Below are 19,979 nucleotides of genomic sequence, written 5' to 3' on the forward strand. Positions count from 1 at the left end.
GCGGACCTTGCCGGTCGTGGTACCGGGGCCCGACCGGCCGTACGTGCCGTCGCCCGAGGGGCCGCCCAGGCCGCCGGACGCGTCCCTGTGCCCCGGCCGGAGGGTGGGAGAGCACCGCCCCAGGCCCTCGCACGGGACGTACTCGGCCTCACGCCCTCGCACAGGACGTACTCGGCCTCACGCCCTCGCACAGGGCGTACCCGGTTCCGAGGCCGGTGCGGCGAGAGTGCGTGCACGGCGTCGCGGGGGAGACGACGCGTGGCGGACAGGCCCTAGCGACGGGCCTGTCCGCCGCAAAGGCGCAGTGTGCTTTCCAGGCACAGCGCCTCTGCCTCCTGGGTGGTGACCCGCCCGGCCGCGACCTGTGCCGCGGCGATCTGCTGGAGTCCGATGACGGCGTCGGCGAGCCAGGCGGCGGGGAGGGACGCACCGAAGTCGCCCGTGCGCTGGCCCCGCCGGATGAGCCGTTCGAGCCGCGGGGGCACGACGTCGGAGAGAGCGTTGCTGTTGGGTCGCGGAGCCCCGGGCGCCGTGGGGTTGAGCAGGAGGGGGTGGCGGCGCAGGAACTGCCAGCCGGCGTCGAGGAACCGGGCCAGCGCGTCGGCGGGCGGGGCGGTGTCGAGGCCGGCGGCGTCGAGCGCGGCGATGTATTCCGCGGCCGCGGCCTCGATGAGGGCGACGACCAGGGCGTCGCGTGAGGGGAAGTGCGCGTAGACGGTCTGGCGAGTGACGCCGGCCGTGGCGGCGATGTCCTCCATGCTCGCGTCGGGGCGTTCACCGAGCACGACTCGGGCCGCGTTGAGGATTGCGTCGATGCTGCGCCGGGCGTCGGCCCGGCGGCGGCGCGGCGGCGGAGCGGCTTCGGGCGAGTCGATCATGCCAGGAATCCTAGGCTCTGCCCGGAACCTTGACAAGTTGTAAGAGGTAGCCAATTCTTACAGCATGTCAAAAATGAGCGTGGGTGAAGACCATCCGGCGATCGAGGCGTGCGGTCTGGTCAAGGCATTCGGGGAGAAACGGGCGCTGGACGGGATCGATCTGACGATCCGGCGCGGTCAGGTCTTCGGGTTCCTCGGCCCCAACGGCGCGGGCAAGACCACCACGATCCGCATCCTGGCCACGCTGACCCGGCCCACCGGCGGCACGGCCCGAGTCCTCGGTCACGACGTGCTGACCGAGGCGGACGCGATCCGGGCCCGGGTGGCGCTGACCGGCCAGTTCGCCTCTCTCGACGAAGACCTGACGGGATACGAGAACCTGACGGTCCTCGGCCGGCTCCAGGGCCTGTCCCGGACCGCCGCCAAACAGCGCGCCGACGACCTGCTCGCCGCGTTCGACCTGACCGGTGCGGCCGGCCGCCCGGTGGGCGGCTACTCGGGCGGTATGCGCCGCCGGCTCGACATCGGCGCCAGCCTGATCGTGACGCCCGACCTGCTCTTCCTCGACGAGCCGACCACCGGTCTCGACCCGCGCAGCCGTAACCAGGTGTGGGACCTGGTCCGCCGGGTCGCCGCGGCCGGTACCACGGTGCTGCTCACCACCCAGTACCTCGAGGAGGCCGACCAGCTCGCCGAGCAGATCGCGGTCATCGACAACGGCCGGATCGTGGCCGAAGGCACCAGCGCCCAGCTCAAGTCCCGAGTCGGCTCCGGCACCCTGCATGTCCGGCTCCTCGACGGCGAGCAGCGTCCGCAAGCGCTGCAGATCCTGACCGGCGTCGTGGAGGGCACGATCCAGCCCGCCGCGGACCCGCTCGCCCTGACCATGCTGCTCGCCACCCGGCCCGGAGCGACGGACACGGGCCGACTGGTCGGGCGCGCCATGACCCAGCTCGCCGAGGCCGGGGTGGGCATCGCCGATCTCTCCCTGGGCCAGCCCAGTCTGGACGAGGCGTTCCTCGCCCTGACCGGCCATCGGGCCGGTCCCGCCACCACCGACCAGGAGGAACTGACCGCATGAGTACCCCTGTCGTCTCCACGCGCCCCGCTGCCGCGGAGGACCCGATCGACGCACTGCTCGCCGCGGGACGCGAACGCCGCCGTACCGGGGCACTCACCGCCTCGGCCACCTTCGGCAGGCGCGCCATGCTCAAGCTCAAGCACGACCCCAAGCAGCTCGTCGACTCGTCGGCCATCCCGATCCTGTTCACCGTGCTGTTCACCTACCTGTTCGGCGGTGCCATCAGCGGTTCGACGAGCGAATACCTCAAGGTCCTCCTGCCCGGCGTGCTCAGCATGAGCATTGCCATCGTCACCATGTACGGCGGCGGCCGTCTCGCCCAGGACGTGCGCAGCGGAGCTTTCGACCGCTTCCGCGGCCTGCCGGTCTGGCGCGGCGCCTTCGTGCTCGGCGGCCTGCTCAGCGACATCGCCCGCTACCTGTTCGCCTCCGCCATCGTGGTGGTCCTCGGCATGAGCATGGGCTACCGGCCCGACGGCGGTGCGCTGGGCGTGCTCGCCGCGGTCGCCCTGGTCGTCGCCTTCGGGCTCTCGCTGTCCCTGGTGTGGGCCGCGGTCGCCCTGGCCGTCCGGGACCCGGCCGTCGTCATCAGCATCGCCAACGCCGTGCTGATGCCGCTGTCGTTCGCCAGCAACATCTTCGTCCAGCCGAGCACCATGCCCGGCTGGCTCCAGGCATTCGTCGACGTCAACCCGCTCAGTCATGTCGCGACCGCGGCCCGGGACCTGATGAACGACACCGCAGGCGCCGGTGGCGCGGTCGCCTGGTCGCTCATCGCGACCGCCGTCATCGCCCTGGTGTGCGGCCCGATCACACTCCGCCTCTACAGCAAGCAGGGCTGACCGGCGATCCACCCACCGCCCGGCCGGAGCAAAGACATGGTCATGAAGGGAAGTCGCAACACATGATCGAGGGCATTTCGCATCTGACCATGGAGATCTCGCTCGAGGAGGGCGCGAGGTTCGCGGGCCGGGTCGGATTCCGGCACGACTTCACCGGTGAGGTGGACCTCCCCGCCGACTTCGAGCGAGTCACCCCCCACAAGGCGCCTCTGCCGCTCGCGCTCTACTCCGCGCGGGAAGGGATCCAGTTGGAGATCGTGCACCATGCCGAGCGGGCGGGCGGCGAGGGGGCGTTCACGGGTGTGTTCGGCTGCGCGCCCCCAGCGGGGGTGGGCGATCCCGTCAGCAGGCCGGCCGTCGCGGACGCCATCGCGAAGTCCGGTGCGGCGCTTGCGCCCCAGTGCCTGGCGCTGAGTCCGCACGGCACCGAGACATGGTTCGACGCCGGGGGAGGAGCCGGGGGCCTGCGCGCGATCGTGTGCCGGGTTCGCGACGTGGCCGTGGAGGCGGCCTTCTGGGAGAGCCTCGCCGAGGTCCACTGGGACTCGGTCACCGCCGAGGCCGCGTGGGGCACCGTGCCGTCGGCGCTGCGACGGACCAGCTGCCCGCTCATTCTCACGAGGGACGAGGCACCTCTCGCGGAGCACCGGATGAACGACAGCGGGTTTCCCTCGATCGGTGTGGTGAGCACCGCGATCGAGGCCGACTACGAAAGGGCGCTGGCGCTCGGCGCGGTGGCCCGTGCCGCGCCGATCCCGGCCACCGTCGGCTCGCGACGCCTGCGGCTCGCGCTGTTCGCCTCACCGGGCGGCTTGCTCGTCGAACCCCTCGCCGCGGGATGGGGGTGAGGCGCGCGACGGAAGAGAGCGGCAGATGCGCGCTTCCGTGCGGATCGCTCCTGCGCCTCGCAGCGAACCGGGCCCCGGGCTCGCACCGAAGCGGGCCCCGGGTACGCGCCGAACCGGATCCCGGCCTCGCATCGTGGCCACACTCCGAAATCAGGCCCCGCTGCTCAGCGGATGGAGGGATCCACGCCGGGCCCTGCGGTACGGGTCGGCGCGCTGCGGCACGTGAACGTCCATCTCCCCCAGGCAGTCGGCACCCGCCTTGTCCGAACCCTTCAGCGGAGTTTCCATGCGAGCATCAGCCATCCCGTCCGGCCGGAGATCCACATGGGCCGTCCTCGTGTTCTGGATCGGTCTGCTGGCGGTAGCCGGCGTCTTCAGCGGCAAGTTCGACAGCGTCGTGCAGAACGACGTGGGCACGTTCCTGCCGAAGAACGCCGAGTCGACACAGGCCATCGAACTGGCGAAGAAATTCACGCCGGACGTCAGCTCGGCGGTCGTCGTCTATGAGCGCGGCGACGGCGCCGTGACCGCCGACGACCGGGCCCTGGTCACGGCTGACGCCCGGCGTTTCGCCCGGCTGGCACACGTCACCACGCCCATCGTCGGCCCGGTGGCCGCGAAGGACCGCCGGGCGATCGAACTCGTCGTCCCCATCACGTCCGCGGGCACCGGGGAGACGGGCGCGAGCGAGATCGAGGCCGCCGTCAAGCAGATGCGGTCGATCCTGCGCTCCCATCCCGGCCTCACCACGCACATCACCGGGCCCGCGGGTTACGCCGCGGACCAGGCCGACGCGTTCTCGGGTGCCGACAAGGCGCTGCTCCTGCTCACGGTCGCGATCGTCATCGTCATCCTGCTGTTCACCTACCGCAGCCCGGTGCTGTGGATCGCCCCGCTGATCTGCGTGGGCGTGGCGCTGGTCGTCGCCCAGGCGACGATCTACCTCTTCGCCCGGTACGGGAGCCTGACGGCCAAGGGGGACACCCAGTTCATCCTCACCGTGCTGGTCTTCGGCGCGGGCACCGACTACGCCCTGCTGCTCATCGCCCGCTACCGCGAAGAACTGCGCCGACACGAGGACCGGCACGAGGCGATGGCGGCGGCCCTGCGGCACGCCGGTACGGCCATCCTCGCCAGCGGCGTGACGCTCATCCTGAGCCTGCTGTGTTTCCTCGTGGCCGAGCTCAACTCGACCAAGAGCGTGGGGCCTGCGCTGGCCATCGGCGTCGCGAGCGCCCTGGCCGCGATGGTCACCCTGTTCCCGGCTCTTCTCGTCATCCTCGGGCGGTGGGTGTTCTGGCCGGTCCGGCCCACGTTCGGCTCCCCGGAACCCGCGCAGCGCGGCCCGTGGAAACGGATCGGACGTGTGGTGTCCCGCCGGCCGCGCGCCACCTGGATCGGTACCTCGCTCGCGCTCGGTGTGCTGGCGCTCGGCCTGATCGGGTTCACGGCGGACAACATGCAGCTGAAGGACTCCTTCACCAGCACGCCCGAAGCCGTCACCGGTGAGCGGGCGATGGCCCTGCACTTCCCGGCGGGCGGCGGCGATCCCGTCCAGATCATCGGCTCCGCCGGCGCGGCCGAACCACTACGGTCCGCCGTGGCCGCCACCGCGGGGATCGCGGACGTCACCCCGCCGGTGGTGAAGAACGGTCACGTCTACCTGGAAGGCACACTGACGGCCACCTCGAACAGCAAGGCGGCGTTCGCGACCGTCGACCGGCTGCGCGACGCCGTGCACGCCGTCCCGGGCGCGGAGGCCAAGGTCGGCGGCGGCAACGCGGTCAACCTCGACTACCGGAGGGCCGCCGAACACGACCGGACCCTGCTGGTCCCGCTCGTCCTGGTCGTCGTGGGCCTCATCATCGGCGTGCTGCTACGTGCCGTCGTCGCGCCGCTCGTCCTGCTCGGCACCGTCGTGCTGTCGTTCGCGGCGGCACTCGGTGTGAGCGCCCTGACCTTCCGCCACGTCTTCGGATTCGCCGGAGCCGACCCGGCGATCCCCTTGTGGATCTTCGTCTTCCTCATCGCCCTGGGAGTCGACTACAACATCTTCTTGATGACGCGGGTGCACGAGGAAGCCAGGACGCACGGCACCCGGCGCGGAGCGCTGCGCGGCCTGAACGCCACCGGCGGCGTGATCACCTCCGCGGGCATCGTGCTCGCCGGAACGTTCGCCGCGCTCGCGACGCTGCCACTGGTCTTCGCGGCGGAAATCGGCTTCGCGGTCGCGTTCGGCGTACTCCTGGACACCTTCGTGGTGCGCTCTGTCCTCGTCACCGCCCTGACGTACGACATCGGTCGCCGGATGTGGTGGCCGAGTGCCCTGAGCCGCGAGGAGACGACGAGCGATCACGAGGAGGCCGCGCCGCACACGCTCGCCCGGTGACGCCTTGTCGGCCTGAGGGGACGAGGGCCTTCCGGCACGCCCGGCGTGGACGGCGACGGCCGCACCGGTGCCCGGACGGCCCTCCTCCGTGACGCGCCCCCGACCGGAACCGGGGGCCGCGGCTCGCCCGTCGCGCCTCGGTCGGTCCGGGCCCCCGCCGGAAGAGGGCGCACGGGTCAGCGTCCCCGGCCCTCGGCCCGCATGACGGCGGCCAGCCGGGCGACCGTGGGGTTCTCGAAGAGTTTGCGCAGACCGTCGTCCTGCCTCTCCGACGAACCGAACTCCTTGCTCATCCGTTCCAGGACGCCGATCGCGTGCAGGGAGTCCCCGCCGAGCTCGAAGAAGTTCTCCTCCGTCCCGAAGTCGTCGCGCTCCAGCACTTCCTGCCAGAACCGCAGCAGCGTCCGCTCCAGATCGTCCCTCGGGGCGGACGTCGTGCCGGGGGCCTGCTGGTCCCTCGGGGCGGGCAGCGCCGACACGTCGACCTTCCCGTTCCCGCTCAGCGGCACCTTCGGGATGACGAGGTAGTGGCGCGGCACCATGTACTCGGGAAGGGCCTCTTCGAGCGCGGTGCGCAGCGCGCCGGCGTCGGGATGCGTCCGCCCCGCGGTGGCCTCTCCTTCCGTGGGCACCAGGTAGGCGACCAACTGGCGGCGGCCCGTACGGGGATTGGTGTCCACGCTGACCAGCGCCTCACGGACGCTCGGGTGCCGCCGCAGCACCGCCGCGATCTCACCGAGCTCGATGCGGTAGCCGTTGAGCTTGACCTGTGAATCCTCCCGTCCCAGGAACTCGATGTCCCCGCCGGGCAGATAGCGGCCGAGGTCACCGGTCCGGTAGAGGCGGGCCTTGGTCCGGGGGTGCACGACGAACCGCTCCGCCGTCCGCTCGGGATCGGCCCAGTAGCCCCGGGCCACGCCGCTCCCGCCGATGTAGATCTCACCCGTCGCCCAGACCGGGCTCGGCTCGAGCCACTGGTCGTACACGTGCATGGTCTGGTTGGCGAGCGCCTTGCCGTAGGGGATCCGTGACCACTCCGGGGGCACCTCGCCGATCGGGTAGTGGATCGACCAGATGGACGCCTCGGTGGCGCCGCCCAGGCTCATCACCTCGGCCGCGGGGTAGGACGCACGGATCCGGTCCGGCAACGCCACGGGGATCCAGTCACCGCTCATCATGACCAGCCGCAGCCCGCGTCCGGGCGGCGCGGCGGCCGGATCGTGCGCGTCGATCCACGCCTGCATGAGAGCCGGCACGGTGTTCCATATCGTCACCCGGTGCCGGTCCACCAGTTCGCTCCAGTGCCGTGGCTCCTGCGACCTGCTCGGCTCCGGTACGACGACACCGCCGCCCGCCGCCAGGAGGCCGAAGATGTCGTACACCGAGAGGTCGAAGCTGAGGGCGGACAGCGCGAGCACCCGGTCGTCCGGGGTGACACGGTAGCGCTCGTTGAGGTCCTGGACGGTGTTGGCCGCGGCCCGATGGTCGATCATGACGCCCTTCGGCGTGCCGGTCGACCCGGAAGTGAAGATCACGTACGCCAGGTCCTCGGGGGAGGGACCGGTGGGCGGCGGGGTGGGCGGCGCGGACCGCACCTCGGCGTCGGCGAGGGTCACCAGCCGGATGCCGTCGGGCCAGGTCAGCTCGTCACGCAGCTGCGGTGTGGTGACCACCACGCCGACCCGGCCCTGCCGGAGGAGCTGCTCGCGCCGGGCGGCCGGCCAGCGCGCCTGGACCGGCAGGTACGCGGCTCCGGACCGGGTGACGCCGAGGGCCGCCGCCACCTGCTCGTACCCCTTCTCGGCGACGATGCCGATCAGAGTGTCCCGGGTCGCGTCGATCGACTGCAGGACGTGGGCCAGCCGGTGGGCGTCCTCGACGAGTTCGCGGTAGGTGTGCTCACCGTCGGCCGAGATCACGGCGATCGCGTCCGGGGTCCGTCCGGCCTGGTCCTCCACCAGTTCGCAGAGCGTCCGCTCGGGGATGGGGGTTTCGGTCGCGTTGGCCCGGCCGCGCTCGTCGGCCTGCGTCCGCGGCAGCGTGACGAGTTCCCGCTCGTCCCACGCGGCCTCACCCTCGCCGAGGCGTTCCAGGCAGGCGCGGTGGGCGAGGAACATCTCCTCCATCATGCCGGCGGGGAAGAGGCCGTCGACGAAGTCCCAGTTGACCAGCAGCTCGCCCCGGTCCTCGAGCACCTGGTAGTCCAGCCAGACCTGGGGCGTCTGACTGACGCCGTACACGACATCGCCGAACACCTGGGCCGTCTGGGTGGGGTTGGACGCGGAGTCGAAGCCGATCATGCTCGTGAACACCACCGGCATCGCGGCCCCCAGCCGGCCGCCCAGGCGCCGGGCGCGCTCCCGCAGGACGCGGACCCCCGAGTAGCTGGAGTGCCCGAGATCGTCCATGAGCTGGTGGTGCAGGCGCTTCACCCGTGCGGCGAAGGAGTCCTCCGGCTCGGGCCGGGTCTCCAGGAGGACCAAGGAGGTGAAGTCGCCGATCACCTCGCCGATCTGCGGGTGGAGCGGCGGCCGGTTGAACAGCGTCAGGTTGAGCGTGAGTTCGGGCCGTTTCGACCAGCGCCGCAGCACATCGGCGTAGGCGCCGATGAGTACGGCGGACGGAGTCAGACCCCGGCGGCGGGCGGTGTCCTTGATGGCGGACCACCGGTCGCGGGACAGCCGGGCATGGTGCCGGGCGAACTTCGGGCGAGAGAGCTGCCCGGGCTGGACGGCCAGGGGCAGTTCGGGAGCGGGCGGCAGTTGGTCGAGCCGGTCCAGCCAGTACCGCTTGTCGGCTTCGAACCGCCGCTCGCCCTGCTGCCGTTGCTCGGCGAGCACATAATCGCGGAAGGTGACCTCGATGGGCTCGGGCGGGGAGTCCGGCCGGCTGTAGAAGCGGAACCAGTCGCGCTGGAATATCCCGAAGCTGAACCCGTCCATGACCAGCATGTCCAGGCTGAGGTGCAGGCGCCAGCGTCGGTCGTCCAGCCGGGTCGTGCGGACCTCGAACAGCGGCCAGCGGTCGGCGGGCAGGACCTGGTGGGCCAGCTCTTCCCGGATCCGCGCGATCCCGGCCTCCTGCGCCTCGGGGCCGAGGCCGGACAGGTCCGTGACCTGGATGTCGTACGACGGAACCTCGGGCAGGACACGCTGACTGCCGTCGGGCTGGATGATCGCCCGGAGCATGTCGTGGCGCTGGACGACCTTGTCCAGGCTCCGGCTCAGCCTCGGCACGTCGAGATCCGCGGCATCGAACTCGAGGTAACAGTGGGTCGAGTTCCCGCCGAGCTCCACCACCGGTGTCCGGCCCACCCAGTACGCCTGCTGGATGTCCGTCAGCGGGAACGGGTCATGCCGCTCCTCCGGCCGTGGCGCCAGGCTCGCCGGCTCGTCCGCGCGCTCGGAGCGGGAAATGATCTCGATGAGCTCGTCCCGGCGGAGCCTCATCTCCTCGCGCAGTTCGGAGGTCAGCACATCGGGCGGGGCCGTCACGTGGAGCCGGCCGTCGACCAGCCGCATTCTGACCCCGCGACGGTACAACTCGGCGAAGAGATCCGTGGTCATCGTGCCTGCCTTCCTGGCGGGTTACAGGATGAGTTCTTCGATCAGTCCGGTGGCCTCCGGCTCCTCGTCGCCGGTCACGACGAGGCTCCGGGCGGCGAGGGACCCGCAGACCAGGTCGACGATGTCCGCCACGGTGGTGTCGCCGAGAAGACGCTGGGGCGGGACGTCCACGAGAAGCCCGGTGCGGAACTGCTCCCTGAGCCGCATCGCGCGCAGCGAGTCCAGGCCGAGATCCCCCAGCCGGCTGCCGGCGAACCGTGTGCGCAGGCCCTCCCGGTCTTCCGCGAGCCCCTCGGCCAGGGCGGTCACCCGGGCGAACAGGACGTCCGTGAGCGCTCGCCGTGCCGCCTGCGGTTCCTCGACGGCGAGTCGCGTCAGCTCGTCGGCGTCCCACGGCACGGCGACGTCCGGCTCCACGGGGGCCGCCGCCCGCTCGGCCAGGCCGGACGCGGCGTGGGTGAGTCCCACGATGGTGACGAGCGGTTCGCCGGTGGCGGAGGACAGCTCCAGGTCGACCGCTCCGCCCGGGGTACGCCGGACATGGCACCACAGCCGCCGGGGCAGGTCGCGGTGGCGGGTGAGACGGGACAGGCCCGACGGCAGCCACAGACCGGCGCCGCCGACGAGCGGCAGGGCGGTCAGCAAGCAGGTCTCGAGCACCACGGGGTGCAGGACGTACGCGTCGGCGTCGGCCGCGGCCACGTCGGTCTCGAGGACGGCCAGCGCCTCGTCGTCGGCCCGCCACCAGCCGCGGATCACCTGCCGGAAGGCCGGGCCGCAGGCGATGCCGGCGTCGCCGAGCCGTGCGAACAGCGCTTCGGGATCCTGCTCGGTCATCCGGGAGCGCAGCCGCTCCAGGTCCGTGGGAGAGGGGACCGACGGGATCTCCTCAGTGGCCGAGGCGGTGAACCGGAGGGTCCAGCCGCGGCCGGCGTCCTCGGGATCCGCGCTGAACCCCCTGATCCGGCGGACCGCGCCGTGGGTTTCGGCCGCGGCCTGAAGGGCCGGCGGACACGTGCCGGGCACAGTGGCCGGCTCACCGAAGGTGAGATCCTCGATCGTGCGGGCACCGCCGCCGTCGTGGGCTCCGTGGCGCGCAGCCGCCAGTGCCCATTCGGCGACGGCGCCGGGCGGCAGGGCGGGCGTGCCGCGCAACCGGTACTGGTCGACGTACCAGGGCTCCCGCGCCGTCAGGGTCCGGGTGAACCGCCGTTCGGCGGAGTCGGCGAGGTCGATCAGGCCCCCGAGCAGCGGGTGCACGGGCTGCCGGACGACCTCGTTCCCGTCTCGGCCCCGGCTGACCGGCGCGTCGAGCCAGTACCGCTTGCGCTGGAAGGGGTAGCCGGGCAGGCGGACCTGGGCGGCGCCGGTCCCGGTGAGGACGGCCTCCCACGACACCGCCGTTCCTGCGGTGTACGCCGTCGCGAGGCGTGCCAGCACCGCGTCCTCGGTGACGACGGCTCCCGGATCCAGCTCCAGGCAGACGGTGGCCCCCCGCGCCCGCACACCGGAAAGGATCTCCCGCGCGCCGGTCCGCAGGAACTCGCCCGCCGCCCAGTGGTCCGGGTGGCCGGGTTCGCCGGGGGAGACCAGCGTGATACGCGGTGCGGCGTAGTCGATCCGCTCGGCGGCGGCCCGCAGCCCCTCCGCGGCCCCACGGCCCTCCGCGTCGCACGCCCCCTCGGTGTCGTACGGCCCCTCGGTGTCGCATGCCCCCTCGGTGTCGTACGGCCCCTCGGTGTCGAACGCCCGCGCCGTGGCGGCCGCGAGCGCCGCGGCATCGCCCAGAGACAGGACGCCGGCGGCATGCGCCGCGGTGATCTCGCCGATGCCTGAGCCCGCGACAAGGTCGGGCATCACTCCGCACGAACGGAACAAGCGGTACAGCGCCACCTGAAGGGCGAACACGGCGGCGTGCCGGTACGCCGGCAGCGGCCGGTCGAGACGGGCCTCCAGCCGCGTGCGGACATCGTCGTACGCCTCGGCGAAGGCGGGGAAGCGTTCCGCCAGCCTCCGGGCCGAGTCACCGGCTCCCGGCTCGCTACCGGTGAACAGCACGGCCGTTACGGCGGCGGTGACCACACCGGTGGTCAGACCGGGTGCGTCCGCGCCCCGGGCCAGAGCCGCGAGCGCGGCGAGGTGCTCACCGGCGGTGGCACCCACGCTGACCGCGCGGTGCTTGAACCCCGCCCGGGTGCGGGCGAGTGTGAGTCCGACCCCCGCGGTGGGGGCCGGCTGAGCGGTGAGGAGATCGCCGAGCTCCGCGGCCATGGCCCGCAGCGCCGGCTCGGTCTTCGCCGACAGCACCCAGGGCGTGGCGGCACCGTCGGCGCCGCCCGCCGCAGGGGCGGATCCGCCGTCCGCCGGGGCATGCTCCTCGAGGATCAGATGCGCGTTGGTGCCGCTGATGCCGAAGGAGGACACACCGGCCCGCCGCGGCCGGCCGTCGGCCGGCCACGGAACCGACTCGGTGGTCAGTACGACCGTCCCGCCGGACCAGTCGACATAGGTGGACGGCTGGTCGATGTGCAGCGTGCGGGCATGGGTCCCCGAGCGGATGGACATGACCATCTTGATCACGCTCGCCACCCCGGACGCCGTCTGGGTATGGCCGATGTTCGATTTGACCGAGCCCAGCCGCAGGGGCCGGTCGGCCGCCCTGGTCTCGCCGTAGGTGGCGATGACGGCCTCGGCCTCGATCGAGTCACCCAGCGGCGTGCCGGTCCCGTGCCCTTCCACCGCGTCCACCTGGTCGGGGGTGAGCCCGGCGTTCGCCAGCGCCTGCCGGATGACCGCCTCCTGCGCCGTGCGGCTCGGCGAGGTCAGCCCGTTCGTCGCGCCGTCCTGGTTGACCGCCGACCCGCGGATCACCGCGAGCACCTCGTGGCCGTTGCGCAGGGCCACGGACAGGCGTTCCAGCACCAGCAGCCCGGCACCCTCGCCGAACCCCATACCGTCCGCGGCGGCCGCGAAGGGCTTGCACCTGCCGTCCCCGGCGAGAGCGCCACGGCGGCCGAACTCGATGACGACGTCCGGCGTGGCCATGATCGTGACGCCGCCGGCCAGCGCGAACTCGCAGTCGCCGCGCCGCAGTCCCTGACATGCCAGGTGGATGGCCACCAGCGAGGACGAGCAGGCCGTGTCGATGCTGATGGCAGGTCCGTGCAGGCCCATGGCATAGGAGACTCGGCCCGACGCCGTGCTCGGGGCGCCGCCGACGATCAACTGGTCCTCGACGGCCGCCGGACGCGGCGTCCGGGGTCCTGCGCCGTAGTGACAGTAGGAGACACCGGCGTAGACGCCCGTCCGGGTCCCGCGCAGGCCGGCCGGATCCAGGCCGGCGTGTTCGACCGCTTCCCAGGCGGTCTCCAGGAGCAGCCGCTGCTGGGGATCCATCGCCAGCGCCTCGTGTTCGCCGATCCCGAAGAACTCGGCGTCGAAGCGGTCGGCTCCGGCTACGAAGCCTCCCTGGCCCGCCGCTGGTCCGGGCGTCGCACCGGTGCCGCCGGGCACACGGACGGCCCCCCATCCCCGGTCGTCGGGAAACGGCGAGATGCCGTCGCCCTCGCCCGCGACGAACCGCCACAGATCCGCCGGGGAGCGCAGGTCGGGCGGAAACCGGCAGCCCATACCGACGATCGCGATGGGCTCGGCATCTCTGAGTTCCGCCTCGTGCAGCCTTTGGGCAGTGCGCCGCAGTTCACCGGTGGCCTTCTTCAGGTACTGACGCAGCTTTTCTTCATCAGCCATTGGCCGCACGGCTCCCTGTAATTATCAAGCAATTCGTTCGCTCGGGAAAGGCAATATCTGCTCCAGTTTATTTCCCGGTCGACCTTACTGTGCGGGTCAGCCCCCTCACACCCCGCCTCCACCCCTATGCGGACCCCTAATCGCATCGACTAAGGGTGCGATAGGGGTTGATGGGGCATCGGGCGTCGGGTACCACAAGGATCGTGACGCGATGTGCCGGTCGGGCCCGCTGTGCACGCACTCCTGGTGGTGCATTGCAGATATTCCTTCCGGCTATTTCCGTCGGTGGTCCGGCGGCCGAGGTCGCAGCCGTGTCTTCACCCGGACGTTCAAGTGAGAAGGAACCGAGAAGCCGATGGCGGAACAAGGCAATGGGCTGAGCATCAAGGCGGCGGCGGCCTGGTTCCCGCCGGACAAGGAGATTCCGCCCACCGGTGCGCTCAGCCCGGAGGACGCCGAGCGCATCGGCGTGCCGGAACTGACCGTCGCGCACGAGCTGGCGGCACCGGAAATGGCCGTGCTGGCCGCGCGGGACGCGCTCGAGGCGAGCGGTGTGGCGCCGGGCGCCATCGGCTGCCTCCTGCACACGCACCTGTACCACCAGGGATTCGACATCTGGTCGCCGGCGCACTACATCGCGCAGGAGTCCGGAGCCGTCGCCAGTCTGCCGATCAACGTGCAGCAGACCTGCAACGGCGCCGCCCTGGCTCTCCACCTCGCGGCCATGTGGATGACCGCCACGCCCGACGCCGGCGCGGCTCTCGTCACGGCCGCGGACCGGTTCTGCGGGCCCGGCTTCGACCGGTGGGCGAGCAATGACGAGGCCGTGTACGGGGACTCGGGCGCCGCGGTCGTGCTCGGCCGGCGCGGCGACGGCAACGACCTGCTCGACCTGCTGGCGCTCGAGATGGCGGCGGACCCGGCGTTCGAGACCCAGATGCGCGGAGACGACGCGTTCGCTCCCGCCCCGCTCTGGCACAGCACCCCGATCGACATCAACCGCCCCAACAAGGTCTTCCAGGCCACGGCCCAGGCGGCGCAACTCGGCAGGAGCGGCATCGAGAAGCTGTACGCCGCCACGCAGCGAAGCCTGGCCAGGGCCGGCGTCGCGCCGAAGGACGTCCGCCTGGTCACGATTCCGCGGCTCACCCGGCACACGCGCGACAAGGTGTTCAAGCCGGGGGTCGATCTGCTCCTGGAAAGGCGGCCGGAGTACCTGGAGACCAGCACCGGCTGCCTGGGCCCGGGCGAGTACCTGGCCGACCTGGCGGAGATGGCGGCGGCGCTCGAACCCGGTGAGGTCGGCATGCTCATCCAGGGCGGCGGCGGATTCACCTTCTCCTGCACGATCGTCCGGCGATCGGTGAGCTGAAATTCCACGGATCGATTCCCCGCGGCGGCCCGGCCCGGCGGGGTGATCAGGCATGTCCACGGCTTCGGTGAAGAATGCACGGGGAAATGTGTGGCATTAATCTGCCCTGGTGAGCCATCCCGCTGATAGCGTCGACAGAGTTCGCTGACGATCGTCATTTTGATCCTGCCTCGGGAGATGGACTGTGTCGGGCCAACCTGTAGCGGTGGATACGCCCTGGGAAAGGGTGGCGCACTCCATCGAATTCATTCCCGCCCAATATTCCAACAAGAATCAGCCGGAATCGGTGGCGCAGGAGATGCTGCGTTGCGGGTCCGCGGAGATCGATCGGCTCGTCGCTGCCGGACTGCCCTACGAGGACCGATCCGGCGTTCGTCACTTCGACTCGAACGATCTCTACAACCTCGGCATGTACTCGAACACCTCGAAGACGCAGCCGGAACTCGCGTTCCGCATGCTCTTCCGGTTCGCGAGCCGGCCGGTGGACGACCTGCTGCGCACGAAGACCTGGGACTTCCGGGTCCAGCTGGAGTGCGCCGACTGCGCGGGGGAGGCTCCGTGGCGGCTGGAGGAACCGGACATCGTCCGGTTCGGCGGAAGCGTCACCGACGTGACGGCGCCGGCACCGGGCTCGGGGTCGGCCACGTACGCGGCCACGGTCACCACGACCGGTGCGCGCACTCCGGTGCTCTCCCCGGTGCTGCGGCAGCTGACCGGCGAGTACCTGGCCGCCGGCTATCGCTGGCAGATGATCCCCGTGCCCATGCAGGCCGACTACGCGCTGGTGCACGAGCTGGGCGCGACGAGCTGCATCGCGGCCAGCCTGCTGCTGGCCGAGCGCTTCCGGAACGCGGGGTACCGGGCCGAGGCGAAGCGTGGCTGGTTCTGCGGCGTCCTCGGCGGCGCCCTCGACCTGCCGCACGCCTGCGTCGAGGTCGAGGACGACGACGGCACGGTCAAGACCATCGACATCGCCAAGGCCCAACTGGCCGCGCGGCTCTCGGCCGGCACCGGCGACTTCCAGGAACTGTGCCTTGGATCGATCTACAACAAAGTCATTCCGTCCACCGCTTCCGGCAACGCCGCCCTGGCCCACCACGAGTGCGGCTCACGGACGCCGGTCCACGTGCGCGCGGACATCCGATCGGTGCGTTGAGGAGACGACTGCACATGGCTGTACGCGAAATCGAGCCGGTCGTGCTGGACCTGGACCGGCTGGAGCAGATGGCCGAGTCCGGGTACTACAACCCGTACACGATTTTCGACTGGCCCGACTCCATCGAGGCCGACAAGCCGTGGATGAGCGAGAGTCTCACCACGCTGGGCGGCACGGAGATGTGGGACGAGCTGACCCGCGAACAGCAGCTCGCGCTGACCAAGTACGAGGCGATCAACTTCTTCAGCCTCAACATCCACGGCATACGTGAGCTGCTGAGCGATGTGGTGATGCGCATCCACGAGCGGACCTACGCAGACGTCTCGGAGTTCCTGCACCACTTCATCGGTGAGGAAAACGAGCACATGTGGTTCTTCGCGCAGTTCTGTCTGCGCTACGGCGGCAAGCTGTATCCGGCGCAGCCGACGCTGAAGGCCGACTCGGTGACGCACCTCTCGCCGGTGGCCCGCGAACTGGTCGTGTTCGCGCGCATCCTGATCTTCGAGGAGATCGTCGACTACTACAACGCCCACATGGCGACCGACCAGTCGCTGCCGCACATCGCCCGCGAGATCAACCGGGTGCACCACCAGGACGAGAGCCGGCACGTCGCGTTCGGCCGGATGGTCTTCACCAACCTCCTGGAGCAGGTGGCCAAGCGCGACCCGGACGAGGTGCCCGTGCTCGCCGAGTATCTCGAGGACTACCTGCAGTACAGCATCGCCACCCTCTACAACCCGGCCGCCTACCGCGACGCGGGCATCCCGGACGCGCTGGCGCTGCGGCGGCGCGCGCTGACACATCCCGCCCGGGTGGAGGCACACGATCAGGTGCTGAAGCGGACGAGGAAGTTTCTGTCCAAGGCCGGCGTCGGCAGGGAGATCGTCAAATGACCGAGCCCATTCAGGAGGTCCGGGATTTCATCCTGGGGCGCAACCCCCGTCTCGGCCAGCTGCCCGACGAGCTGGATCTGATCGACAGCCGGGCCATCAACTCGCTGGCCTTCGTCGAGTTCATCTTCCTGCTGGAGGAGTTGACCGGCGAGCCGATCGACCCCGAAGACGTCGATCTGGACGACTTCCGCACCCTCAACGCGATCGAAGCGCGATTCTTCAAGCAGAAGGCAGCATGATGACCACAGCAACCGACAACGGCCTGAGCGTTCTCGACGGCGGCCAGCTGCGTCTGCTGCGGGCGCTCGACTCGGTGTTTCGGCGCTTCGCCGAAGGCTGGCAGGCCCCGGAGTTCCGGTTCCCGTTCCTGATCCGCTGTCAGGACCTGGACACCTTCGACTACTTCGACAACTTCCCGCACCTGGGTCTGGCCGCGACCAGGCTCGACCCGCACCGCCTGGGCAAGCTGCTGACCGAGGCGGAGCGACCGCTGGACCGCGTTCCGCCCGAGATCATGGAACCGACCGCCTTCGCGCTGCCGTCGGCTGCCTGCTACGCCATCTACCTCGACCTGGCCGGTACGACGCTGCCCGACACCGGGGTCATGCGGACCACGGTCGCCACCTGCTTCCGCAACGAGAACCACTACGACGGCCTGCAGCGCCTGCTGGGCTTCTCCATGCGGGAGATCGTCTTCATCGGACCGGAGGAGGGGGCCAAGCAGCATCTCCTCAGCGCCAAGGACACCGTGCTGACGCTCTGCGCCGAGCTGGGGCTGGACGTCCAGGTCGAGGTCGCGACCGATCCCTTCTTCGACAAGAACAGCAGCAAGGCCAAGATGCAGCGGCTGTTCCCGGTGAAGGAGGAGTTCGTCGTCAACGGCCTGGCGATCGGCTCCGTCAACTACCACCGCAACTTCTTCGGCGAGCGGTGCTCCATCCAGGCCGGCGACGACACGGCGCACACCAGCTGCCTGGCCTTCGGCCTGGAGCGGTGGGTGCACACCCTGACCCAGCGCTTCGGCGACACCGCCACCGCGGTGTCCGCGCTGGAGAACCTGAGCTGATGCGCGCCACGTTGGCGGAGGTGCTCGGGATCCGGGTGAGCCTGCTCCAGTCGGGAATGGGCGGCGTCGCGGGCCCGGACCTGGCATGCGCGGTGTCCGAGGCCGGCGCGGCGGGTTGCGCCGGCGGCTACAAGCTGGCGGGAGACGCGCTGTCGGCCATGCTCAAGCGGCTGATCGCGGGAACCGACCGCCCCGTCGGCGTGAACCTGATCCCGGAGGTCGTCGGACCGGACGAACTCGACCGGCAGCTCGCGCAGGTGCTCGACGAGACACCACCGCACGTGTACCTCTCCCTGTTCGGCATGGCCGACGACGCCGTGCTCGACCGGATCACCGGCGCGGGACGGCAGCTCGTCGTCCAGATCGGGACCGTCCAGGACGGTGTACGCGCCGCCGAGCGGGGCGCGATCGTGGTGGCGCAGGGCATCGAGGCGGGCGGCCATCTCCTCGGTACCTCGCACCGGGACGACCTGGTCGCCGAGCTGCGTGCTCTGCTGCCCACCGCCTGTCTCGTCGCGGCGGGCGGCATCGGCTCGCCGGCCGAGGCGGCGCGCGCGATCGCCGCGGGCGCCGACGGCGTACTCCTCGGGACCGCCTTCGTGGTCGCCCGCGAGTCGATGGCCCACCCGCACTTCAAGACCGCGGTCTGCACGTCAGGCGAGGCCGACACGGTGATCACCGGGGTGTACGAGATCGGTTGGCCGGGCAGGCGGCACCGCGTCCTCGCGACGGACGTCACCCGCAACCCGGACCAGCCCAAGAACTTCATCGGCCGCACGGTGGTCGAGGGGAAGCCGTTCGTGGTTCCGCGGTTCAGCGCCGCGGTACCGACCGTCACGACCAGCGGCCGTATCGAGGAAATGGCGATGTACTGCGGACTGTCCTGCGGCGCCATTTCCGGCGAAGTCCCGGCGGCTGATGTCGTCGCCGGATTCGCTCATGTTCTGCCGGGCGCCGGCGCTGTTGGCTCAGAGGATGTGGAGGAATCTCATGGCAAGCTATGAAGAGCTGTCCCGGCTGGATATGACGTATCACGAGGACGCTCCGCGCATTCGCACCCGAGAGGGCGTCGAGCTCTACTACGAGTCCCGTGGTGAAGGCACTGCCGTCACGGTGCTCAACACCTTCTTCCTGCCCGTCCCGGCGTGGCGGGTGTACACCGAGGAACTCGACCAGCATTACCGCGTTCTGAGCTTCGACCTCTGCAATCATGGCCACTCCTCGAAGGTCGCCGAGGAGCCGACCTGGGAGGAGCACGCGGCCGACCTGATCGCCCTGCTCGACGCCCTGGAGATCGAGTCGACCTATCTGGTCGGCCTGTCGACCTCCACCGTGTTCGCCAGGGACGTGGCGCTGCGGTACCCCGAGCGCGTCAAGGGTCTGGTGCTGACCGGCCCGGCCTTCGGCCCGCGCGGCATGCGGCGGCAACGGCAGATCCAGCGGGCGTGGCTGCGGACGCTGGAGAGCCACGGCCTCGAGGGCCTGTACGAGCACCTGTATCCCGAGGTGTTCAGCGCGGAGATGAACGAAGCGATCGGTGCGCCCGGCTTCCTGGGCTTCCGTGAGAGCTTCAGCGCGCTCGCCACCGTCGAGGAGATGACCAACGGTCTGAAGCGCGCCATGCAGGACAAGAGCAACCCCGAGATGCTGGCCCGGATCGAGGCGCCGACGCTAGTCGTCGTCGGCGACGACGACTTCCTGCTCAGCCCGACCGGCGCCAAGGAACTGGCCGCCCTTTTCCCCGACGGCAGCTGCGAGATCATTCCGAAGGCCGGCCACATCCCCTTCATCGACGATCCCGAGGGTTTCCAGTCGATCGTCCGCAAGTTCATCGAAGAAGTGGAATCACGTGCCTGACGAAGCACTCGAGGTGCGGCGGAGCATTCGTGAACTGCTGCGGGAGCAGCACGGTGGTGACCGGTTCGTGAGCACGGTGTCGGACACCGAGTCGCTTCGGCAGGCGGGGATGTCCTCCAACGCTCTGGTCGCTCTGCTGGTGGCGATGGAGGACGCGTTCGACTTCGAATGGGACGACGACGTCCAGCCGGAGGTGCTGCGCTCCATCGAGTCGCTGGCCGACCACGTCGTGGCACTGCGTAGTTGAAGGCCCCGACATGGTTGTCCAGTCGGCGGTTCCC

General features: G+C 70.5%; 16 protein-coding genes. 12 read left to right on the forward strand and 4 right to left on the reverse strand.

The annotated features are described in order from the left end of the window. Positions 1 to 272: 272 nt before the first annotated feature. Positions 273 to 878, reverse strand: coding sequence for a TetR/AcrR family transcriptional regulator (locus ACIGYR_RS03595; protein WP_399602571.1), 606 nt, complete (start codon positions 876 to 878; stop codon positions 273 to 275). 73 nt (positions 879 to 951) lie between these two features. Here ACIGYR_RS03595 and ACIGYR_RS03600 point away from each other — a divergent pair, with 73 nt between their 5' ends. The 3 genes from ACIGYR_RS03600 (at position 952) to ACIGYR_RS03610 (ending at position 3,649) form a co-directional block, all read left to right on the forward strand. Beyond that, positions 952 to 1,959 (forward strand): ATP-binding cassette domain-containing protein, encoded by a 1,008-nt coding sequence (locus ACIGYR_RS03600; RefSeq protein WP_391838094.1) that lies wholly within the window; start codon positions 952 to 954, stop codon positions 1,957 to 1,959. Beyond that, positions 1,956 to 2,801, forward strand: coding sequence for an ABC transporter permease (locus ACIGYR_RS03605; RefSeq protein WP_391838092.1), 846 nt, complete (start codon positions 1,956 to 1,958; stop codon positions 2,799 to 2,801). Before ACIGYR_RS03600 ends, ACIGYR_RS03605 begins: the two co-directional genes overlap by 4 nt. 62 nt (positions 2,802 to 2,863) lie before the next feature. Next, the gene (locus ACIGYR_RS03610; protein WP_399602575.1) at positions 2,864 to 3,649 is read left to right on the forward strand and encodes a hypothetical protein; all 786 of its coding nucleotides are present in this window, start codon (positions 2,864 to 2,866) and stop codon (positions 3,647 to 3,649) included. Between the two features lie 150 nt (positions 3,650 to 3,799). On the opposite strand, the gene ACIGYR_RS03615 is transcribed toward ACIGYR_RS03610, so the two are convergent. After that, entirely contained in the window at positions 3,800 to 3,937 is a 138-nt protein-coding gene (locus ACIGYR_RS03615) for a hypothetical protein (protein ID WP_399602577.1), read from the reverse strand. On the opposite strand from ACIGYR_RS03615, the gene ACIGYR_RS03620 reads away from it, so the two are divergent. Beyond that, complete coding sequence (locus ACIGYR_RS03620) at positions 3,936 to 6,038, forward strand: MMPL family transporter (RefSeq protein ID WP_399602579.1); 2,103 nt, start codon at positions 3,936 to 3,938, stop codon at positions 6,036 to 6,038. The genes ACIGYR_RS03615 and ACIGYR_RS03620 overlap by 2 nt on opposite strands. A 176-nt stretch (positions 6,039 to 6,214) precedes the next feature. Here ACIGYR_RS03620 and ACIGYR_RS03625 read toward each other — a convergent pair whose 3' ends face one another. Further along, the gene (locus ACIGYR_RS03625; protein WP_399602582.1) at positions 6,215 to 9,604 is read right to left on the reverse strand and encodes an amino acid adenylation domain-containing protein; all 3,390 of its coding nucleotides are present in this window, start codon (positions 9,602 to 9,604) and stop codon (positions 6,215 to 6,217) included. Between the two features lie 21 nt (positions 9,605 to 9,625). Next, entirely contained in the window at positions 9,626 to 13,354 is a 3,729-nt protein-coding gene (locus ACIGYR_RS03630; RefSeq protein WP_399602585.1) for a type I polyketide synthase, read from the reverse strand. A gap of 355 nt (positions 13,355 to 13,709) precedes the next feature. Between ACIGYR_RS03630 and ACIGYR_RS03635 the strand changes: the two genes are divergently transcribed. The 8 genes from ACIGYR_RS03635 (at position 13,710) to ACIGYR_RS03670 (ending at position 19,945) form a co-directional block, all read left to right on the forward strand. Beyond that, a complete protein-coding gene (locus tag ACIGYR_RS03635) occupies positions 13,710 to 14,726 on the forward strand; it encodes a ketoacyl-ACP synthase III family protein (protein WP_399602587.1) in 1,017 nt (338 codons plus the stop codon). Between the two features lie 205 nt (positions 14,727 to 14,931). Continuing rightward, positions 14,932 to 15,882: a hypothetical protein gene (locus ACIGYR_RS03640; protein WP_399602590.1), complete on the forward strand. Its 951-nt coding sequence runs from the start codon at positions 14,932 to 14,934 to the stop codon at positions 15,880 to 15,882. Between the two features lie 14 nt (positions 15,883 to 15,896). Then, positions 15,897 to 16,775: a diiron oxygenase gene (locus ACIGYR_RS03645; protein ID WP_391838078.1), complete on the forward strand. Its 879-nt coding sequence runs from the start codon at positions 15,897 to 15,899 to the stop codon at positions 16,773 to 16,775. Further along, positions 16,772 to 17,014, forward strand: a complete 243-nt coding sequence (locus ACIGYR_RS03650) for an acyl carrier protein (protein ID WP_391838076.1) — start codon at positions 16,772 to 16,774, stop codon at positions 17,012 to 17,014. Before ACIGYR_RS03645 ends, ACIGYR_RS03650 begins: the two co-directional genes overlap by 4 nt. Continuing rightward, the gene (locus ACIGYR_RS03655) at positions 17,011 to 17,841 is read left to right on the forward strand and encodes a hypothetical protein (RefSeq protein WP_399602593.1); all 831 of its coding nucleotides are present in this window, start codon (positions 17,011 to 17,013) and stop codon (positions 17,839 to 17,841) included. The genes ACIGYR_RS03650 and ACIGYR_RS03655 overlap by 4 nt, the downstream gene beginning before the upstream one ends. Further along, the gene (locus ACIGYR_RS03660; protein WP_399602595.1) at positions 17,841 to 18,845 is read left to right on the forward strand and encodes an NAD(P)H-dependent flavin oxidoreductase; all 1,005 of its coding nucleotides are present in this window, start codon (positions 17,841 to 17,843) and stop codon (positions 18,843 to 18,845) included. Before ACIGYR_RS03655 ends, ACIGYR_RS03660 begins: the two co-directional genes overlap by 1 nt. Next, positions 18,832 to 19,698 carry an alpha/beta fold hydrolase gene (locus ACIGYR_RS03665; protein WP_391838070.1) on the forward strand — a complete coding sequence of 289 codons (867 nt, stop codon included), beginning with the start codon at positions 18,832 to 18,834 and terminating at the stop codon, positions 19,696 to 19,698. The genes ACIGYR_RS03660 and ACIGYR_RS03665 overlap by 14 nt, the downstream gene beginning before the upstream one ends. After that, complete coding sequence (locus ACIGYR_RS03670) at positions 19,691 to 19,945, forward strand: phosphopantetheine-binding protein (RefSeq protein ID WP_391838068.1); 255 nt, start codon at positions 19,691 to 19,693, stop codon at positions 19,943 to 19,945. The genes ACIGYR_RS03665 and ACIGYR_RS03670 overlap by 8 nt, the downstream gene beginning before the upstream one ends. Positions 19,946 to 19,979: the final 34 nt, after the last annotated feature.

Source organism: Streptomyces sp. NPDC053076, assembly GCF_044546845.1.
Classification (GTDB): Bacteria; Actinomycetota; Actinomycetes; order Streptomycetales; family Streptomycetaceae; genus Streptomyces.